This is a genomic window from Hydrogenophaga sp., from assembly GCF_019635465.1.
Taxonomy (GTDB): Bacteria; Pseudomonadota; Gammaproteobacteria; order Burkholderiales; family Burkholderiaceae_C; genus Hydrogenophaga.
Genome location: NZ_JAHBZK010000015.1, coordinates 1 through 16,090 on the forward strand (window position 1 = coordinate 1; position 16,090 = coordinate 16,090).

A 16,090-nucleotide genomic window follows, 5' to 3' on the forward strand; every position below is an offset into this window, starting at 1 on the left:
CGATGACCCCGGCCTCTCGCGCGCCGAGCGCCGCGAACTGCAGACCCTGCTGCTGCTGCGCGGCCACGACATCGGCGAGGTGGACGGCCTGCTGGGCAGCCGCACCCGCGCCGCCGTGCGCGTGGAGCAAGAGCGCCTGGGCATGGAGGCCAACGGCCGCGCGGGGCAGTTGCTGCTCAAGGCCTTGCGCGGGGGCTGACGACACAACGAAACCGCCGACCGAGGCGCCCAAACAAAAACGGCCCCGAGGGGCCGTTGTGCTGGGTGCTGCCGATCAACCGATCGGTGCGCCAGATCAGTTGGCGCGAACGTCGCTGGTGCCTTGGGCCACGGCGTTTTCCACGGCGCGCACACCGGCCAGGCGGATCTGTTCGGCTTGGGCCACGGTCGGCTCGGGCAGCGACTCACCGCGCGGCACCAGGCCCAGGCGCAGGGCTTCGGCGGCTTCGGCGCGCACTTGGGCGCGGGTCAGGTTGCTGGCCACCACGGTGGCTTGGTCCTGGCCTTCGCTGGCTTCGCCGCGGGCAATGATGTCGGCCTTGTAGGCGGGGGCCACCTGGGCCACCACTTCAGCGCGGGTCAGGGTGGAGTTGAAGCCAAACACTTCGTTGCCTTCGATCGGGCCTTCGGCAAAAGCGGCACCAGCGGAGATGGCAAGAACGAGGGGGAGCAGAGCGGATTTCATGACGGTTCCTTTGAGACAGAGTTAGAAGGTTTCCTGGTTCTGTCGAACACGTCTTGTTGTGTTCGGCATGGGGTGAACTTTAGGGTTTACCCGCACAAAGAAAAACCAGCGCCACGACAACTCACTGTTTCCAGATCGGCAATGGTCGGCCGCCGCCGCACCGCATTGCCCCTTCTGCGGTCATGGTGCTCTCTACCCCTCTCTCCCCCCACTCTCCCCGCCACGGCCCCTCAGGCCACGTCCGCCTGCGCCGCGTCCTCCAGCTCCAGCACCGACACCACGCGCGGCAGCACATGCGCAGGGATCGGAAACGGGCACTCGTCGGCCCAGAGGTAAGGCTTGCGGTCCAGCCCCGCCACGCAGCTGTGAAACAGCAGGCCCTCGGCCTCACCCGGGTTCAATCCAAAAATCTTGTAGGCAATCAACGCAACACTCCCGGCCGACCGGCGCCGCGCGCGCGCCCGGCCTTGTGAGCCGACGCGCCACCAGCGAACCACGGGCAGCGATGGGTGAACAACAACCAACAGCTGTCGGCCATCGGCCAGCGGCCAACAGCCAACAGGCCATCCCTGAGCGCAACGGTAGGGGCCGGGCTTGTCGGGGGCGTGACGGGGGTGTGGCAGTCGCTGAACGTGGCGCCTGGCGGGACAGGCGTGGTGCGCGGGGGTGATGAGCGCGTCAGGCCTTGGTCGCCCAAGGCCTGGCAACCATCAAGCCTTGACTTCGACCACCGCCTCAAAGCCGCCAAAAATCATGCGCTTGCCATCAAACGGCATGGGCGGGTTGTTGGGGTTGGTCGGGTCCATGCGCGGGTCTTCCATCATCTTCTTCATGCCCGCGTCGCGCGTGGCCTTGTCCGGCCACTCCACCCACGAGAACGCCACCGTCTCATCCGCCGTGGCCTGCACCGCGCGCCGAAAGTCGGTGAGCTTGCCGTCCGGCACATCGTCCCCCCAGCCCTCGATCACCCGCGTGGCCCCCAGCTCGATGAACAAGCTGTCGAAATGCCGCGCGTGATCCACAAACTTCTGCTTGTTGGCGGTGGGCACCGCAATCACAAAACCGTCGATATAGGCCATGCCAGAACTCCTGTTGGGTTGAACGGTCGGCGCGGGTGGGAAGGATGCGCCGACGGAGGACGACGGGTGAGGGGTGGGGGAATCGACAGGGGTGGAGATCGGACAACAACTCTCGGACAGGGTGCTTTGCAGTTCTCCTGAGCACGGGTCCCAACTCCAGCGTCTTTCCTACTGACAAGGCTACGGGCCCTCGGACAAGGTCACCGACCAACGTCCCATGAGCGCAAGTTCATTTCGTATAGCTCTTATTTGCTTGAGCCGGCTGCGAGACACTTTTCCCTGCCTTTGGCGGAGGCGTGGTCCGCCGAGGCGCCGATCCTAACGTCGGATTGATTCACGTCCATTGACGGGCAACCACGGTCTCGGCAGGATGTGCGCGCACAAAGGGAGGGGTGGCTATGTTGATGTTCTTCTGGGTACTGTTCGCGGTCGCGGTTGGCATAAACGCCTCGAATCGAGGACGCAGTGGCGTTGGGTGGTTCTTCCTGTCGCTTCTGATATCTCCGCTCCTCGGGCTGCTCTTCGTCGCTGTGTCGAAGGACTTGTCGAGCAAACCTGGCGCCACACCATCCGCGCCCAGCGCCGCGACTCACGTCAAGTGCCCAGCTTGCGCGGAGTGGGTGTTGCCCGAAGCCAAGGTGTGCAAGCACTGCGGCTCCCAGCTCACACCGGTGACCGGATTCAAGACGGGTGAACAGCTTCAGGCAGAGAAGGAGCGGGAGGAGAGCAAGAACTTGATGATTGGAGTGATCGCCATCGCGGTCGTTATCGCCATTGCCGCCGCAGCAAGCGCTCTCGGAAAGTGACCATGGGAAAGACACGTCTCTGGATCGGCATGGGCCTTACTGGTGTGTATGTCCTCGCGCTGGTGGTTTTAGGCGCAAAGCGTTGGAACGAGCTAGCTAACCTAGACCTCAATGCCCTGGGAGATTTTTTTGCTGGAGCCTTTGGCCCGTTGGCAATCCTCTGGCTCGTGCTTGGGTACTTCCAACAAGGCGAGGAGCTTCAGCAGAACACGCAAGCGCTCCAGCTTCAAGCTGATGAACTGAAGGCTTCGGTCAAAGAGCAGCAACGAATGGCGGAGGTCGCCGAGCAGCAACTCCAGGAGATGCGAGAGCTGGAGACAGAGCGGCACACCCCGAGGTTCGTGCACCATGTCGCAAACGCTTCTCCGTATGTCGCGCAGCCGAACTATGTTCTGAGGCTGACGAACGAAGGGGCGTCTTGCCAAAACGTCGTGGCCAACGTGCGAATGCCCTGGGGCGTCACTCGATATGAGGTCACCGAAGTACCGTACATGGGAACCTGGGAGATTCCGCTGCCTTGGCACGACCAGCCTCCCTCGGAAGGCCCGGCGAGCGTTGTCTTTCATCTGGTCACGTTGGGCCGGGGACGCATGACCTGTGGCGTAGATATGAGCTTCAAGCAAAACGACGAGGGAAACCTCGATCTGCATATCGAGGGCATAAGACCATTCCGGCAGCGGTAACGAACGCTCGCGCTTCTCGGTGGAGCCAAGAATCGCTAGTGACGGCGGATTTTCTCCAACAACACGACGATCAGAGCGTCAAGCTCCTTTGTGCGAATGTGGCCATAGAAGGGTTGGCCGACACGATCCCGCTCGTACTTCGAAGCCATCGATCTGTATCGGGTAACCAAGCTCTCGATCATCGCCCACTCACGTTTGCCAGTCATTTGCTGCAACAGATCAAGGTCTGTGCTGTCAATGAACTTGTCCATTGGAGTCGGCCCACCATCCTGCCTTGCCTCAAGCAACCGTGCGCGAATGCGATCCACCACTTGGTTGCGCTCGCTTCGCTTGTCTCGAAGCACTCCAAACCGCAGGCCAAGCCACGCCCCCAAGACTAGGGTGACGATGGGTAAGAGTTCGCGTGCGAGCGAGACTGCCTCAGCTACCGGACTCATGAGGCATCGATGAACGCTATGTCAATCATGGGGACTCCGCTCGTCCTGATCGCTGCTCCAAGAGATCGTTGGTCCGCTTCTGTTCCTTGATCAGGTCTCTGAGCAGGTCCTTCATGCCGAAGATTGCGAACGGCATCAGGATCCAAAGTACCGCGATCACAAGGACCAAGAGTCCCAGCAACAGCATGAAGAACCCCCCGACCGCTCCTATTGCACCCATGGTTCACCCCCTTTTTTTGGTTGTCCCGGGCCGCCGGCGCTTGAGCTCGACGACCTAGCGAAAGCGTGTTCTACCGAGCTACCAAACGCGAGAAGCCCAACCGGTTGGATATACGTTCTTGATGTAGTCGAGAAATCTAACGCCTCGCTCGGTAAGGGCAATCAAGCCACCGTCGACATGAAGGAGCAGACCATGTCTGACCATATAAGCCAAGAATTGGTCAATTGTCGGGGCGGTTTGCGGCGATGCCCTACTGACGTACATATCGACGAAAGACTGCAATGCGGCGGGAGGTTGAGGACCGCTCCAAGACCGAGCAAAGTCCAACGCGAGAACCTGAGACCCGAAAATTGAGCTGAACGTCCGCTCAAACTGGAGGTGCTCCGACATCCGCAGAAACTCCTCAACCGTTGGGCCCGGATTCGCACGCACCCAAGCCAGCGCACGCCCGAGCGCTACCTCGTCATCGTTCGAAAGCTTTTTTGCCTCAGCAGAGAACTGATAGTTCGTGTCAGCTGTCGGCACAGGTGAGTCCTCAGTGGGGGGGCCGGGCAGCTTTGCATCCTCGGAGATCGCAGAAAGTTGGGTCTGATCGGCAAAATTGAACTCCTGCCCGCCTACTCGCGCCTTGGAGATGCTGGCGATCTTCTGGCGTATCTCAGGTCGGAATACCCATACGAGGACACAAGTAAGAACGAAAGCCAGAGGTGGCCAATTGAGCACGACCTTGAGGTACTCCAGCAACAGTTTCCAATCGATGGCGCACATAGTCTCCCCCCTGAGTTGATATCCCTTGGCAGACCACGCCCCTCTCCTGGCTGGGCGGGTGCGCAATCCTAGGACAAAGCGGCCCTCCCCAAGAGGCGGTTCAGGAATCCCACCGCAGGCGAGGATGCGTCGCAGGGATTCGAATCCGGCGGCTCGCTTGACCCTGCAAGCGAACTCTCCGGGGAACAGTCGGGGGTTGGACCGCCAATAGCGCCGGATGCCGCTCAGCGCCTAGCGTTTGACAGACGCCCTCACCGCTCAATCACTAATGGCGATCAGCTGTCGCGGCGAAGACTGTCGCGGCGAAGATCTCGGCTCCCTCGACTCACTCTGGCATCGAGAAGTTCAGAGGTTCCATTTACGCCAACGCTGGGCATCACCGGAACCGCCTTCGCTTTGCAGGCAAGTCCGCGTGACCAAGAGTTGTCTGGAGTGGCCCGATCTATCGACTCTCTCAAACCCACCCCATCGCCCGAAGAATCAACCCCATCCCCAACGCCCCCAGCACCACCAGCACCGCGGTGCGGAACGCCTGCGGGGCCAGGTGTTGGCCGATGCGGCGGCCGATGTTGACGCCGAGCACCACCAGCAGCACGCCGCAGGCGGAGACGGCGGCGGCGTGCAGGGTCATGAGGCCGGTGAGGCCGAGGCCGATGAACATGGCGGCGCTGCACAGGGTGAACGACTGGTTGCTGACCTGCAGAAAGCGCTCGCGCGCCAGGTCGAGCGAGAGCAGGTAGGGGATGAGGGGCATGACCTGCGAGCCGGTGAGGCCGTTGAGGAAGCCGGTGGCGGCGCCGATGGCGGGCTCGAAGCGTTGGGTGCGTGCCTCGCTGAGCCGGAAGCGCGCGTTGGTGAGGGCGAAGGCCACGTAGCACAGCAGCACGGCGCCCAGCACGGCGGCGGCGCTTTCACCGCGCACGCGGGTGAGCGTCCACAGGCCGATGAAGATGGCGATGGCCGCACTCACCAACATGGGCCAGAAGCGGCGCGCGCTGGCCTTGAAGCCCGGCGTGGTGAACATGACGGTGAAGTTCGAACTCACCGAGGGGATGAGCACCAGGGGCAGTGCCTCTTTCAGGCCGAAGGCGAGCGTGAGGATGGGCAGGCAGGTGGACGAGTAGCCCAGGCCGGTGATGCCCTTGACCAGCGCCGCGATGAAGTAGGCCGCGGCCAGGGTGGCGAGCTGGGTGGCGCTGAAGGTGTCGAACAGGGACATGCGCGGAGTGTCGCGCAAAGCCCAGCCCGCCTCACCACAGGGCCCGCAGCTGCCCGCCCTGCAGCGCCCAGCCCTGCTGCGCCATGGCGCGGGCTTCGGCTTCGTCGTGCGTCACCAGGATGGCGGCCATGCCGGCGTCGGTGATGCGCTCGCGGAACTCGGCGCGCAGGTGCTCGCGCAGCGCGGCGTCCAGCGCAGAGAAGGGCTCGTCCAGCAGCAGGGCGCGCGGCTGGGTGATGAGCGCGCGCGCCAGGGCCACGCGTTGTTGTTCACCGCCCGAGAGCGTCCACACGCGTGACCGCGCATGCTCGCCCAGCCCGAAGCGCGCCAGCATGGCCTGGGCCTGTTCGCGCGCAGCGGCGCGGGGCACGCCCTGCTCCACCAGGCCAAAGGCCACGTTGTCGCGCACGTCCAGGTGCGGGAACAGCGCAAAGTCCTGAAACATGAGCGCGAAGCCGCGGCGGTGCGGCGGCAGGCGGGTGATGTCCTGTCCGTCGAACCACACGCTGCCGCGCTCGGGCACCTCGATGCCGGCCACCACCTTGAGCAGCGTGCTCTTGCCGCTGCCAGACGCGCCCAGCAATGCCACGGTCTGCCCGGCGGCCACGCGCAGGTTCACACCGGCCAGCAGCGGCCGGTGGTCCCATTGCAAGTGGATGTCGCGCAGTTCAAGCATGGCGGTGTGGGGTTTCGTTCGGGCGTTGGCCGCGGCCTTCAATCAACACAAAGGCCACCAGCGCCAGCGCCATCAACAGCGCCGACAGCACCAGCGCGGCCTGCAGGTTGGCCTCGCCGGGGCGGCCCAGGCGTTGGTGGATGAGCGTGGTGAGCGTGACCCATTCGGGCCGGGTGAGGAAGAGCGAGATGGCGAATTCGCCCAGCATGGTGGCGGCGGCAAACGCGGTGCCGCGGCGCAGCGCGGGCCACACCAGCGGCAGCGTGATGCGGCGAAACACCCGCCACGGCGACGCGCCCAGCGTGGCCGCGGCCATGCCCAGGTGGCGGGGCAAGGCGTCCAGCGCGGCGCCCATGGCCTTGGCGATGAAGGGGTAGGCCACCAGCGCGTAGGCGGCCACCAGCAGCGGCAGGCTGGCCGTCCACTGCGGCACCAGCAGCAGCAGGCCAAAGGCCACGGTAACGGGCGACACCACAAAGGGCACAAACGCCGCCGCGCGCCACACCAGACCCCAGCCGCGCCAGGCCTGCGCCGACACCGCGTGCAGCACGCCCATGAGCAGCGCCAGCGCCAGCGCCATGGCGCTGAAGCGCAGCGTGTTCCACAGCGCGGCGTGGGTGGCGGGCTCGGCCAGCACGCGCCAGGCAGTGCCGTCGCCCAGCGCGGGCAGCGCGCGCAGGGCAATGGCCAGCAGCGGCGCGCCGGCAATCACCGCCAGCGTGGCCAAAGCGGCCAGCACGGCGGCGCGTTCGGTGCGGCGTGCGGGTGCGCGGCGCGGCAATGGGTCGTGCCGCTGGGGCGTGGCCAGGCGTTGTTCGATGGCGGCGTAGGCCAGCGCCACCGCGCCGTTGAGCAGCAGCATCCACAGCGCCAGCACACCAGCCTGGCCCAGCGCCAGCTCGTGCGCGACCAGGGTGTAGATCTCGACCTCGGCCGTGGCCCAGCGCTGCCCGCCCAGCACCAGCGCCAAGCCAAAGCCCGAGAGGCAATACAGAAACGTGAGGCAGGACGCCGCCGCCAGCCAGGGCCGCATGGCGGGCCACTCCACCCGCCAGAAGGCGCGCCAGGGCGTGGCGCCCAAGGTGCGCGCCGCCGCCACGCGCGATGCGCTCACGCGCTCCAGCGCATCGACCCCGGCGCGCACGATGAGGCAAAGGTTGAAGAACACATTGCCCACGATCAGCAGCCACGGCGTGCCGGACCCATCGATGCCCAGCACACCGCGCGGCCCCAGCAGGGCCAGCACGCCCATGGCCGCCACCAGCGTGGGCACCACAAAGGGCAGCATCAGCGCGCGCAGCACCAGCGTGCGCCCGGCAAAGGCAAAGCGCGCAAACACCCAGGCCAGCGGCACACCCAGCAGCACGCAAGCCAGCGTGCTCAGCCCCGCCTGCGTGAGCGACCACAGCACCCGCCCGCGCAAGTAAGCGTCGGCCCACAAGCCCCAGAAGGCCGCGCCATCCGCCCCCCACCCTTCGGCCAGCAAGCGCGCCACCGGCGCCACCGCGAGCAGCAGCAGAAAGCCGAGTGGGAGGGTGGCGAGCAGAAAAGGCATGGTCGTTGAGCGTTGGGCGTTTGGCGAGAGGGCATCGAGCGAACCCGCTCAACGCCCAACCCTCAACGCAGAACGACCCGCACCCACCGGTCCTGCCAGGCGCGCAGCTGCTCGGGGCTGGGCGCGGAGCCGGTGTTGTCGAAGCGGGTGGGCTCGGGGGCGTGCTGGCGCATCACCTCGGCGCGCGCGGCGCCGGGTTCGGCGGGGTACATCCACATGCTGGTCTGCAGGGCTTGCTGCACCGGGGCCGATCGCAAAAATTCGATGAACTTGCCGGCCGCATCGCGCGCGGCGGGGTTGCCGCCTTTCACCAGCGCCACGCCTTCGACCTGGCGGTACACGCTGCCGCGCAGAAACAGGTTGGCGGTGGGCGATTCGGTGAGCGGGGTCTTGCTGTAGAAGACCTCGGCCGCGGGGCTGCTGGCGTAGCTGACCACGATGGGGCGCGTGCCGCCGTTGCGCGTGAAGTCGGTGTAGTAGGCCTCGCTCCAGCCCTTGGCCACCTTCACGCCGTTGGCGCGCAGCTTGGCCCACCAGGCAAAGGCGCCCTCTTCGCCCAGGCCGGCGATGGTGGCTTGCAGAAAGGCCTGGCCGGGGCTGGAGGTGGCGGGGTGCTGCACCACCAGCAGGTCTTTGTAGGCGGGCTTTGCCAGGTCGTCCAACGATTGCGGCAGGGCGAGCTGCTTCTGCGCGAACCAGGCCTTGTCGATGTTGAGCGCAACGTAGCCGTAGTCCACCGGCACCACGCCGTCGCCCAGGGTGGCCGTGCCCACACGTTGTGCGGCCGGGCCGCTGTAGGCGTCGAACACGCCGGCCTGGCGGGCGCGCGGCAGCAGCGCGTTGTCGATGCCGAAGGCGACGTCGGCGATGGGGTTGGCGCGGGTGAGGATGAGGCGGTTGAGCATTTCGCCTGCGTCACCGGCCTTGATGAGTTGCAGCTTGACGCCGGCCTCGCGCTCGAAGCCGGTGAGCAGCGGCTCGGGCAAATCAAACGATTCGTGCGTGAGCACGCGCAGCGGGGTTTGGGCCCGCGCGGGCAGCGCGGCGGCGGCGGCCAGAGCGAAGGCGCTGGCCAGGAGAACAGGGAACAGACGGCGTTGCATGCGGGGCCACCTCGGTGTTGCGCCAGCGGGGCGCATGGTGGCGGAAGACACGACGGGCGCAGCAACCGCGGTTCACGCTCCCTACGCTGGCATGGTCCAGATCAGGTTCGTGGGGACTCTCTCAGCCCGCCGCGCTGATGGCGATGGCGGGCACCCCCGGTGAAGGCCTGGATTGTAGGCGCCGGGGTTCAGCCGAGTCGCACGCCGTCGTCGCGCACCACCTCGCCGTCGGACTTGACGAAGTCCGGCAGTTGGCCCACCGGCAGCAGCGGCAATACGGCCTCGCTGGGGCGGCACAAACGCGTGCCCAGCGGCGTGACCACCACCGGCCGGTTCATGAGGATGGGGTGCTGCACCATGAAGTCGAGCAGTTGCTCGTCGGTCCACGCGGGGTCGGCCAGGTTCAGCTCGGCGTAGGGCGTGCCCTTTTCGCGCAACAGGGCGCGCACCGGCTGGCCGGTGGCGGCCACCAGGGCGCGCAGGCGCTCTTTGCCGGGCGGGGTCTTGAGGTACTCGATGACCTCGGGCTCGATGCCCGCGTGGCGGATGAGCGCAAGCACGTTGCGCGAGGTGCCGCAGGCGGGGTTGTGAAAGATGGTGACGTCGGCCATGGCGGTTCACTCCAAACACCCAACAACCAAAAAGCCCGCCGAAGCGGGCCTTTGACTGGCAGAGATGCCGTCGGGGGGATCAGCCCGAACGCGCGCGCTTGCCCGGGTTCTTCTTGCTGCGCGTGGCGACGCCGCGCTCCAGGCTCACGCGCTGGCCACGGCCGGGGGTGGGCAGCACAACGCCGTTGGCCGGCGTCGGACGGGGGGTGGCCTTGCGGTCGGCCTCGGTGACGATCTTGTTGCCCATGGCAAATCCTCATTCAACGGGGGAGAGAAAACCCCGTATTCAACCACACCAGGCTTGCCCGCCCCGAGCCGCGCGTAAGCTGCGCCCCATGATCCGACTGCTGGCCACGTTCTCCTGGCAGGAGTTGCGCCACCACCCGTGGCGCAGCGCGGTGGCGGTGCTGGCCGTCACGCTAGGGGTGGCGCTGGCGTTGGCGGTGCAGCTCATCAACCGCTCGGCGCTGGCCGAATTCGGCAACGCGGTGGCCGCCGTCAATGGCCAGCCCGATGCCGAACTGCGCGCGCGCCTGGGCGGGCTGGACGACGCGCTGTGGGCGCAGGCGCTGGCGCAGCCGGGCGTGGCCGTGGCCAGCCCGGTGCTGGAGGCCAGCGCCACGTTCGACGGCGACCCGGCCCTGGCGCTGCGCCTGGTGGGCGTGGACGCGCTGTCGGTGGCGCAGGTGGCGCCGGCCTTGATGCCGGTGCTGGACCCGGCGCTGGACGCCGGGCGGCTGGACCTGTTTGCGCCCGACGCGGTGTTTCTGAACGCCGCCGCGCGCGAGGCACTGGCCAGCCGGGGCGCCACGGGCAACCGGCTGTCACTGCGCATTGGCAGCCACCAGCCCACCTTGCGCATTGCCGGGCAGGTAACGGCGCCGGGCGCGCCGCTGGCGGTGATGGACGTGGCCGCCCTGCAGGCGCTGAGCGGGCGCAGCGGCGAGCTCAGCCGCATCGACCTGCGCTTGGCGCCTGGTGCGTCACTGGACGCGGTGGTGGCCGGCCTGAAGCTGCCGCCCGAGGTGCTGGTGCAGCGCCCGGGCCAGGGCGAAGAGCGGGTGAGCAACCTCTCGCGCGCCTACCGCGTCAACCTCACGGTGCTGGCGCTGGTGGCGCTGTTCACCGGGGCGTTTCTGGTGTTTTCGGTGCTGTCGCTGTCGGTCACGCGGCGGCAGCAGCAGCTGGCGCTGCTGGGCGTGATCGGCCTGTCGGCGCGCGAGCGGCTGCGCCTGGTGCTGGCGGAGTCGGCGCTGATAGGCGCGGTGGGCAGCGTGCTGGGCGTGGCGCTGGGCACCGCGCTGTCGGCGCTGGCCCTGCAGCGCCTGGGTGGCGACCTGGGTGGGGGCTATTTCACCGGCGTGGCGCCGTCGCTGCGATTCAGCTGGCCACTGGCGCTGGCCTATGGCGCGCTGGGCGTGGGCAGCGCGGTGGTGGGTGGCTGGTGGCCGGCGCGCGCCGCGGCCGCACTGGCGCCGGCGCAGGCCCTCAAGGGCATGGGCACGCCGCCGGCCGGGCCGCGGCGCCACTGGCTGGCGCTGGGGCTGGTGGTGGCGGCAGGCGGCATGGCCCTGGCGCCCCCCGTGGCCGGCGTGCCGGTGGCGGCCTATGTGTCGGTGGGTCTGCTGCTGGTGGGCGGCATTGCGGCGCTGCCACTGGCCGTGGGCGCGGCGCTGGACCACATTGCGCCACGCCTGCACCAGCGCCTGCTGCCCATGCTGGCGGTGGAGCGCGCGCGGCGCCTGCGCGAGACCGCCGCGGTGGCCACCAGCGGCGTGGTGGCCAGCCTGGCGCTGTCGGTGGCGCTGACGGTGATGGTGGCGAGTTTCAGAGACTCGGTCTCGCGCTGGCTGGACGCGGTGTTGCCGGCCCCGCTGTACCTGCGCAGCGCGGGCGACGGCGCGGCCCTGCCGCCCGGCTTTGTGGCCGCGGTGCGGCAGTTGCCGGGCGTGGCGCGGGTTGACACCTTGCGCGCACAGCCGCTGCAGATCGACCCGGTGCGCCCGCCGGTGGCACTGCTGGTGCGCAGCCTGAACGCCGACCCACTGCCGCTGGCGCTGGTGGGCGAGCGGGTGGCCGTGCCCGATGGCGCGGTGCCGGTCTATGTGAGCGAGGCCATGCGCGACCTGTACGGCGCGCGCCTGGGGCAGGCCCTGCTGGTGCTGGCCCAGGCACTGGGCATGCCGGCAGACACACCCACGCGCTTCGTGGTGGCGGGCGTGTGGCGCGACTACGCGCGCCAGCACGGCAGCATCGCCATCGACGCGGCGGCGTACGCGCGCCTGACCGGTGACACGCGTGTGAGTGACCTGGCCCTGCACCTGACCGAGGGCGTGACGCCCGAGGCAGCCGGCGAGGCCTTGCGCACCCTGGCAGAGCGCCAGGGCCTGGGCGGTGCGGTAGAGCTGGCCACGGTGGGCGAGATCCGCGCGCGCTCGCTGCGCATTTTTGACCGCAGCTTTGCGGTGACGGTGTGGCTACAGGCGGTGGCCATTGCCATCGGCCTGTTCGGCGTGGCGGCCAGCTTCAGCGCGCAAGTGCTGGTGCGCCGACGCGAGTTCGGCCTGCTGGCGCACCTGGGCCTGACCCGCGCGCAGGTGCTGGGCGTGGTGGCACTCGAAGGCCTGGCCTGGACGGTGATCGGCGCGCTGGCCGGCCTGGGCCTGGGGCTGCTGGTGAGCCTGGTGCTGGTGCAGGTGGTCAACCCGCAAAGCTTTCACTGGACCATGGACCTGGTGCTGCCCTGGCCGCGCTTGCTGGCTTTGTGTGTGGCGGTGGTGGCGGCTGGCACGCTGACGGCCTGGCTGTCGGGGCGGGCCGCGGCCTCGGCCGACGCGGTGCAGGCGGTGAAACAGGATTGGTGAACCCATGATCACGCGACGCCCCTTGCTGGTTTCTCCGCTGCTTACTCCGCTGCTGTCATCGCTGACACTGACCGCCCCGTTCGCCCGCGCGGCCGACACCCTGCAGCCGCGGCCGCTGGTGTTCCCGCGCGACCACGGCAGCCACAACGACACCCGCACCGAGTGGTGGTACCTGACCGGCCAGGCCACGGATGCCCAGGGCCGCGCGTTCGGTTTTCAGGTGACCTTCTTTCGCAGCCGGGTCGAGCCCGCGCAGGCCCTGCCCGGCCGCCTGGCCGCGCGCCAGTTGCTCTTCGCGCACGCCGCCATCACCGACGTGGCCGGGCAGCGTCTGCACCACGACCAGCGCATTGCGCGCTGGAACGGCGAGCCGCCCACGGCAGCCGAGGGTGCGGTGTTTGCGAGTGCGCAGGACATGGACGTGCGCATCCGCGACTGGCATCTGCAGCGCCGCGCCGATGGCGGCTACCGCACGCAGGTGGTGGGCGAGCAGTTGCTGATCGAGCTGGACGCCGAGACGCCGCAAGCCATCCTGCTGCAAGGCGACAAGGGCTGGTCGCGCAAGGGGCCGGACGCCGACCAGGCCAGCTTCTACGTGACGCACCCGCAACTGCGGGTGAAGGGCACGCTGGGCCTGCGGGGCGAGCGATTCGCCATCACCGGCACCGCCTGGCTCGACCACGAATGGAGCGACGCCCTGCTGCACCCCAACGCAGTGGGCTGGGACTGGATCGGCATGAACCTGTTCGACGGCCACTGCGTGACCGCCTTTCAACTGCGCCAGGCCGATGGCAGCAAGCTGTGGGCGGGTGGCTCGTTCCGTGCGGCGGGCGATGCACAACAGCCCAATGAGATCTACCGGTTTCGCCCCGGCGAGGTGGACTTTCGCGCGCAGCGCTGGTGGACCAGCCCGCTCACGCGCACGCGCTACCCGGTCGAGTGGCTGATCCGAACGCCGGCGGACTTCTACACCGTGCGCGCCCGCGTCGACGCCCAGGAGCTGGACAGCCGCGCCAGCACCGGCGCCATCTACTGGGAGGGCCTGTCGGACCTCATCGACAGCAACGGCCGCACGGTGGGCAGCGGCTACCTGGAGATGACCGGCTACGCCAAGCGGCTGACGCTGTGAGGCTCAGGAGGCCGGCTTCTCGGCCTCGACGCCCACCGCGTCGCGCACGCACTTGTTGGTGAAGCTGGTCTTGGCCGCGCCGGAGAGTTTCTTCTCGGCCGCTTTGTTGGTGCAGGCGGCCACGGCGTCCTTCTCGCACTTGTTGAGGAAAGAGTTCTTGGCGGCGCCCGCGAGCTTCTTGTCGGCCGAGCGGATGTGGCAGGTCGCGTCGGCGGCCTGCGCGGACATCGACAGGAAGCCCAGCGCCGCGACAGCACCGACAGCACACAAGGTCTTGAGATTCATGAAGGCGCTCCAAAATGGGTTGGAGGCCAATTGTTAGCGCGCCACTAGGTTTTGCGCTACTGGCTGCCACGCAATTGAATGGCGCCCAAGAATCACCAATAGGCATCGACGCAACAGCGCCATCACCGCGCAGCCCGATGCCTGTCATGCCCGCACGGCAGAATGCCCGCCATGGCCACCCAGCTCCCCGATCGGCCCCGCGCCACGCACCCCCGCTCGCTCTCCGGCTTGATTCCCTTCATGCGGCCCTACCGGCTGCAGATGGCGCTGGCCCTGCTCTTTCTGGTGCTGGCCGCGGCGGCCACGCTGGTGTTTCCGCTGGCGCTGCGCCAGCTCATCGACAGCGGCCTGGTGCCCGCCGGGCGCGGCGACCAGGCGCTGGCCTTGCGCGGGCACTTCGTGGCGCTGTTCGGGGTGGCGGTGGCGCTGGGCGTGTTCTCGGCCACGCGCTTCTACCTGGTGAGCTGGCTGGGCGAGCGCATCACCGCCGACCTGCGCAACGCGGTGTTTGCGCACGTGCTGCGCCAGAGCCCGCAGTTCTTCGAGACCACGCAGACCGGCGAGGTGCTCTCGCGTCTGACCACCGACACCACGCTGGTGCAGACGGTGGTGGGTTCGTCGCTGTCCATGGGGCTGCGCAACGCGGTCATGGGCGTGGGCGCGCTGGGCATGCTGGTGTGGTCGCACCCGACCGTGATGGTGCAGGTGCTGGCGGTGGTGCTGCTGGTGGTGGCGCCGGCCATGTGGTTCGGGCGGCGGGTGCGGCGCCTGTCGCGCGCGAGCCAGGACCGCGTGGCCGATTCGAGCTCGATCGCGGCCGAGGTGCTCAACGCCATTCCCACGGTGCAGAGCTACACCGCCGAGGCGCGCGAATCGACCCGATTTGCCACGTCCACACAGCACGCCTTTGACACCGCGGTGCGGCGCACCAAAGCGCGCGCGGCGCTGGTGGCCTTCATCATCATCGCCAACGCGGCGCTGATTCTGTGGGGCCTGTACCAGGGCACGCAGGCGGTGTTCGAGGGCACGCTGAGCGCTGGCGAGCTGGGCCAGGCGGTGCTGTACGTCGTGATCTTTGCGGGCGCGGTGGCGGTGCTGGGCGAGGTGTATGGCGACTTGTTGCGCGCCGCCGGCGCCAGCGAGCGGCTGATGGAGCTGCTGGCCAGCGAGTCGCCAGTGCAGTCGCCGGCCAACCCGGTGGCCGCCACGCCGCCGGCCGGCGGCAGTGCGCTGGCCTTCGAGAACATTCGCTTCAACTACCCCTCGCGGCCGAGCCAGGCGGCGCTGACCGACTTTTCGCTGCGCATCGAGCCGGGCCAGACCGTGGCGCTGGTCGGGCCCAGCGGCGCGGGCAAGAGCACGGTGTTCGGCCTGTTGCTGCGCTTTTACGACCCGCAGCAAGGGCGCATCGTGCTCGACGGCACACCCATCGACGCGCTGGCGCTGCAGGACCTGCGCGATCGCGTGGGCATCGTGCCGCAGGAGCCGGTGATCTTCTCGAGCAGCGCGCTCGAAAACATCCGCTACGGCAAACCTGACGCCGATGACGAGGCGGTCAAGGCCGCGGCGCGCGCGGCGTTTGCCGACGAGTTCATTGCCCGGCTGCCCGAGGGCTACGACACCTTTCTGGGCGAGCGCGGCGTGCGCCTGTCGGGCGGGCAGCGCCAGCGCATTGCCATTGCGCGCGCCATGCTCAAGAACCCGCCCTTGCTGCTGCTGGACGAAGCCACCAGCGCGCTCGATGCGCAAAGCGAGCGCGTGGTGCAGGCGGCGCTGGAAGCGGCCATGCGCGACCGCACCACGCTGGTGATTGCCCACCGGCTGGCCACGGTGCAGCGCGCCGATCGCATCGTGGTGCTGGACCACGGCCGTTTGGTGGAGCAAGGCACGCACGCCGAGCTGGTGGCGCGCGGTGGGGTGTACGCGGGGTTGGCGGCGCTGCAGTTCACCGGCTGAGCGGCAGCGCGGGC

Annotated in this window: 18 protein-coding genes and 1 riboswitch; of the genes, 6 read left to right on the forward strand and 12 right to left on the reverse strand. The window is 68.1% G+C overall.

The features are described 5' to 3' along the window. Positions 1–199, forward strand: a 199-nt coding sequence (locus KF871_RS13960; RefSeq protein ID WP_291143601.1) for a peptidoglycan-binding domain-containing protein, incomplete at its 5' end; no start/stop codon positions are given. A gap of 96 nt (positions 200–295) precedes the next feature. Here KF871_RS13960 and KF871_RS13965 read toward each other — a convergent pair. From KF871_RS13965 to KF871_RS13975, 3 genes are all read right to left on the reverse strand, one after another. Continuing rightward, complete coding sequence (locus KF871_RS13965; protein WP_291143603.1) at positions 296–685, reverse strand: DUF4148 domain-containing protein; 390 nt, start codon at positions 683–685, stop codon at positions 296–298. Positions 686–915: 230 nt separating this feature from the next. Then, the gene (locus KF871_RS13970) at positions 916–1,110 is read right to left on the reverse strand and encodes a hypothetical protein (protein ID WP_291143605.1); all 195 of its coding nucleotides are present in this window, start codon (positions 1,108–1,110) and stop codon (positions 916–918) included. A 285-nt stretch (positions 1,111–1,395) separates the two neighbouring features. Then, a complete protein-coding gene (locus KF871_RS13975) occupies positions 1,396–1,764 on the reverse strand; it encodes a DUF1428 domain-containing protein (RefSeq protein ID WP_291143607.1) in 369 nt (122 codons plus the stop codon). Between the two features lie 398 nt (positions 1,765–2,162). Here KF871_RS13975 and KF871_RS13980 point away from each other — a divergent pair, with 398 nt between their 5' ends. Further along, on the forward strand, positions 2,163–2,570 hold the full coding sequence (locus KF871_RS13980; RefSeq protein ID WP_291143609.1) for a hypothetical protein: 408 nt from the start codon (positions 2,163–2,165) through the stop codon (positions 2,568–2,570). A 2-nt stretch (positions 2,571–2,572) separates the two neighbouring features. Further along, positions 2,573–3,253, forward strand: a complete 681-nt coding sequence (locus KF871_RS13985; protein WP_291143612.1) for a hypothetical protein — start codon at positions 2,573–2,575, stop codon at positions 3,251–3,253. Positions 3,254–3,288: 35 nt separating this feature from the next. On the opposite strand, the gene KF871_RS13990 is transcribed toward KF871_RS13985, so the two are convergent. The 8 genes from KF871_RS13990 to KF871_RS14025 all read right to left on the reverse strand — a co-directional run bounded on the left by KF871_RS13990 (position 3,289) and on the right by KF871_RS14025 (position 10,089). Next, positions 3,289–3,690 (reverse strand): hypothetical protein, encoded by a 402-nt coding sequence (locus KF871_RS13990; protein WP_291143616.1) that lies wholly within the window; start codon positions 3,688–3,690, stop codon positions 3,289–3,291. 298 nt (positions 3,691–3,988) lie between these two features. Continuing rightward, entirely contained in the window at positions 3,989–4,678 is a 690-nt protein-coding gene (locus KF871_RS13995) for a hypothetical protein (protein ID WP_291143620.1), read from the reverse strand. 454 nt (positions 4,679–5,132) lie between these two features. After that, on the reverse strand, positions 5,133–5,897 hold the full coding sequence (locus tag KF871_RS14000; RefSeq protein ID WP_291143623.1) for a sulfite exporter TauE/SafE family protein: 765 nt from the start codon (positions 5,895–5,897) through the stop codon (positions 5,133–5,135). Between the two features lie 31 nt (positions 5,898–5,928). After that, complete coding sequence (locus KF871_RS14005) at positions 5,929–6,573, reverse strand: ABC transporter ATP-binding protein (protein WP_291143626.1); 645 nt, start codon at positions 6,571–6,573, stop codon at positions 5,929–5,931. Next, on the reverse strand, positions 6,566–8,128 hold the full coding sequence (locus tag KF871_RS14010; protein WP_291143629.1) for an iron ABC transporter permease: 1,563 nt from the start codon (positions 8,126–8,128) through the stop codon (positions 6,566–6,568). The genes KF871_RS14005 and KF871_RS14010 overlap by 8 nt, the downstream gene beginning before the upstream one ends. A gap of 62 nt (positions 8,129–8,190) precedes the next feature. Continuing rightward, on the reverse strand, positions 8,191–9,231 hold the full coding sequence (locus KF871_RS14015) for a thiamine ABC transporter substrate binding subunit (RefSeq protein WP_291143631.1): 1,041 nt from the start codon (positions 9,229–9,231) through the stop codon (positions 8,191–8,193). A 60-nt stretch (positions 9,232–9,291) separates the two neighbouring features. Continuing rightward, positions 9,292–9,399, reverse strand: a riboswitch (TPP riboswitch). A gap of 20 nt (positions 9,400–9,419) precedes the next feature. Next, on the reverse strand, positions 9,420–9,842 hold the full coding sequence (arsC, locus tag KF871_RS14020) for an arsenate reductase (glutaredoxin) (RefSeq protein WP_291143634.1): 423 nt from the start codon (positions 9,840–9,842) through the stop codon (positions 9,420–9,422). A 79-nt stretch (positions 9,843–9,921) separates the two neighbouring features. After that, positions 9,922–10,089 (reverse strand): hypothetical protein, encoded by a 168-nt coding sequence (locus KF871_RS14025; RefSeq protein WP_291143636.1) that lies wholly within the window; start codon positions 10,087–10,089, stop codon positions 9,922–9,924. A gap of 88 nt (positions 10,090–10,177) precedes the next feature. On the opposite strand from KF871_RS14025, the gene KF871_RS14030 reads away from it, so the two are divergent. Further along, complete coding sequence (locus KF871_RS14030; RefSeq protein ID WP_291143638.1) at positions 10,178–12,706, forward strand: FtsX-like permease family protein; 2,529 nt, start codon at positions 10,178–10,180, stop codon at positions 12,704–12,706. A 4-nt stretch (positions 12,707–12,710) separates the two neighbouring features. Beyond that, entirely contained in the window at positions 12,711–13,835 is a 1,125-nt protein-coding gene (locus KF871_RS14035; RefSeq protein WP_291143641.1) for a carotenoid 1,2-hydratase, read from the forward strand. 3 nt (positions 13,836–13,838) lie between these two features. Here KF871_RS14035 and KF871_RS14040 read toward each other — a convergent pair whose 3' ends face one another. Continuing rightward, the gene (locus tag KF871_RS14040) at positions 13,839–14,120 is read right to left on the reverse strand and encodes a hypothetical protein (RefSeq protein WP_291143644.1); all 282 of its coding nucleotides are present in this window, start codon (positions 14,118–14,120) and stop codon (positions 13,839–13,841) included. A gap of 171 nt (positions 14,121–14,291) precedes the next feature. Between KF871_RS14040 and KF871_RS14045 the strand changes: the two genes are divergently transcribed. Continuing rightward, the gene (locus KF871_RS14045) at positions 14,292–16,076 is read left to right on the forward strand and encodes an ABC transporter transmembrane domain-containing protein (protein ID WP_291143647.1); all 1,785 of its coding nucleotides are present in this window, start codon (positions 14,292–14,294) and stop codon (positions 16,074–16,076) included. Positions 16,077–16,090: the final 14 nt, after the last annotated feature.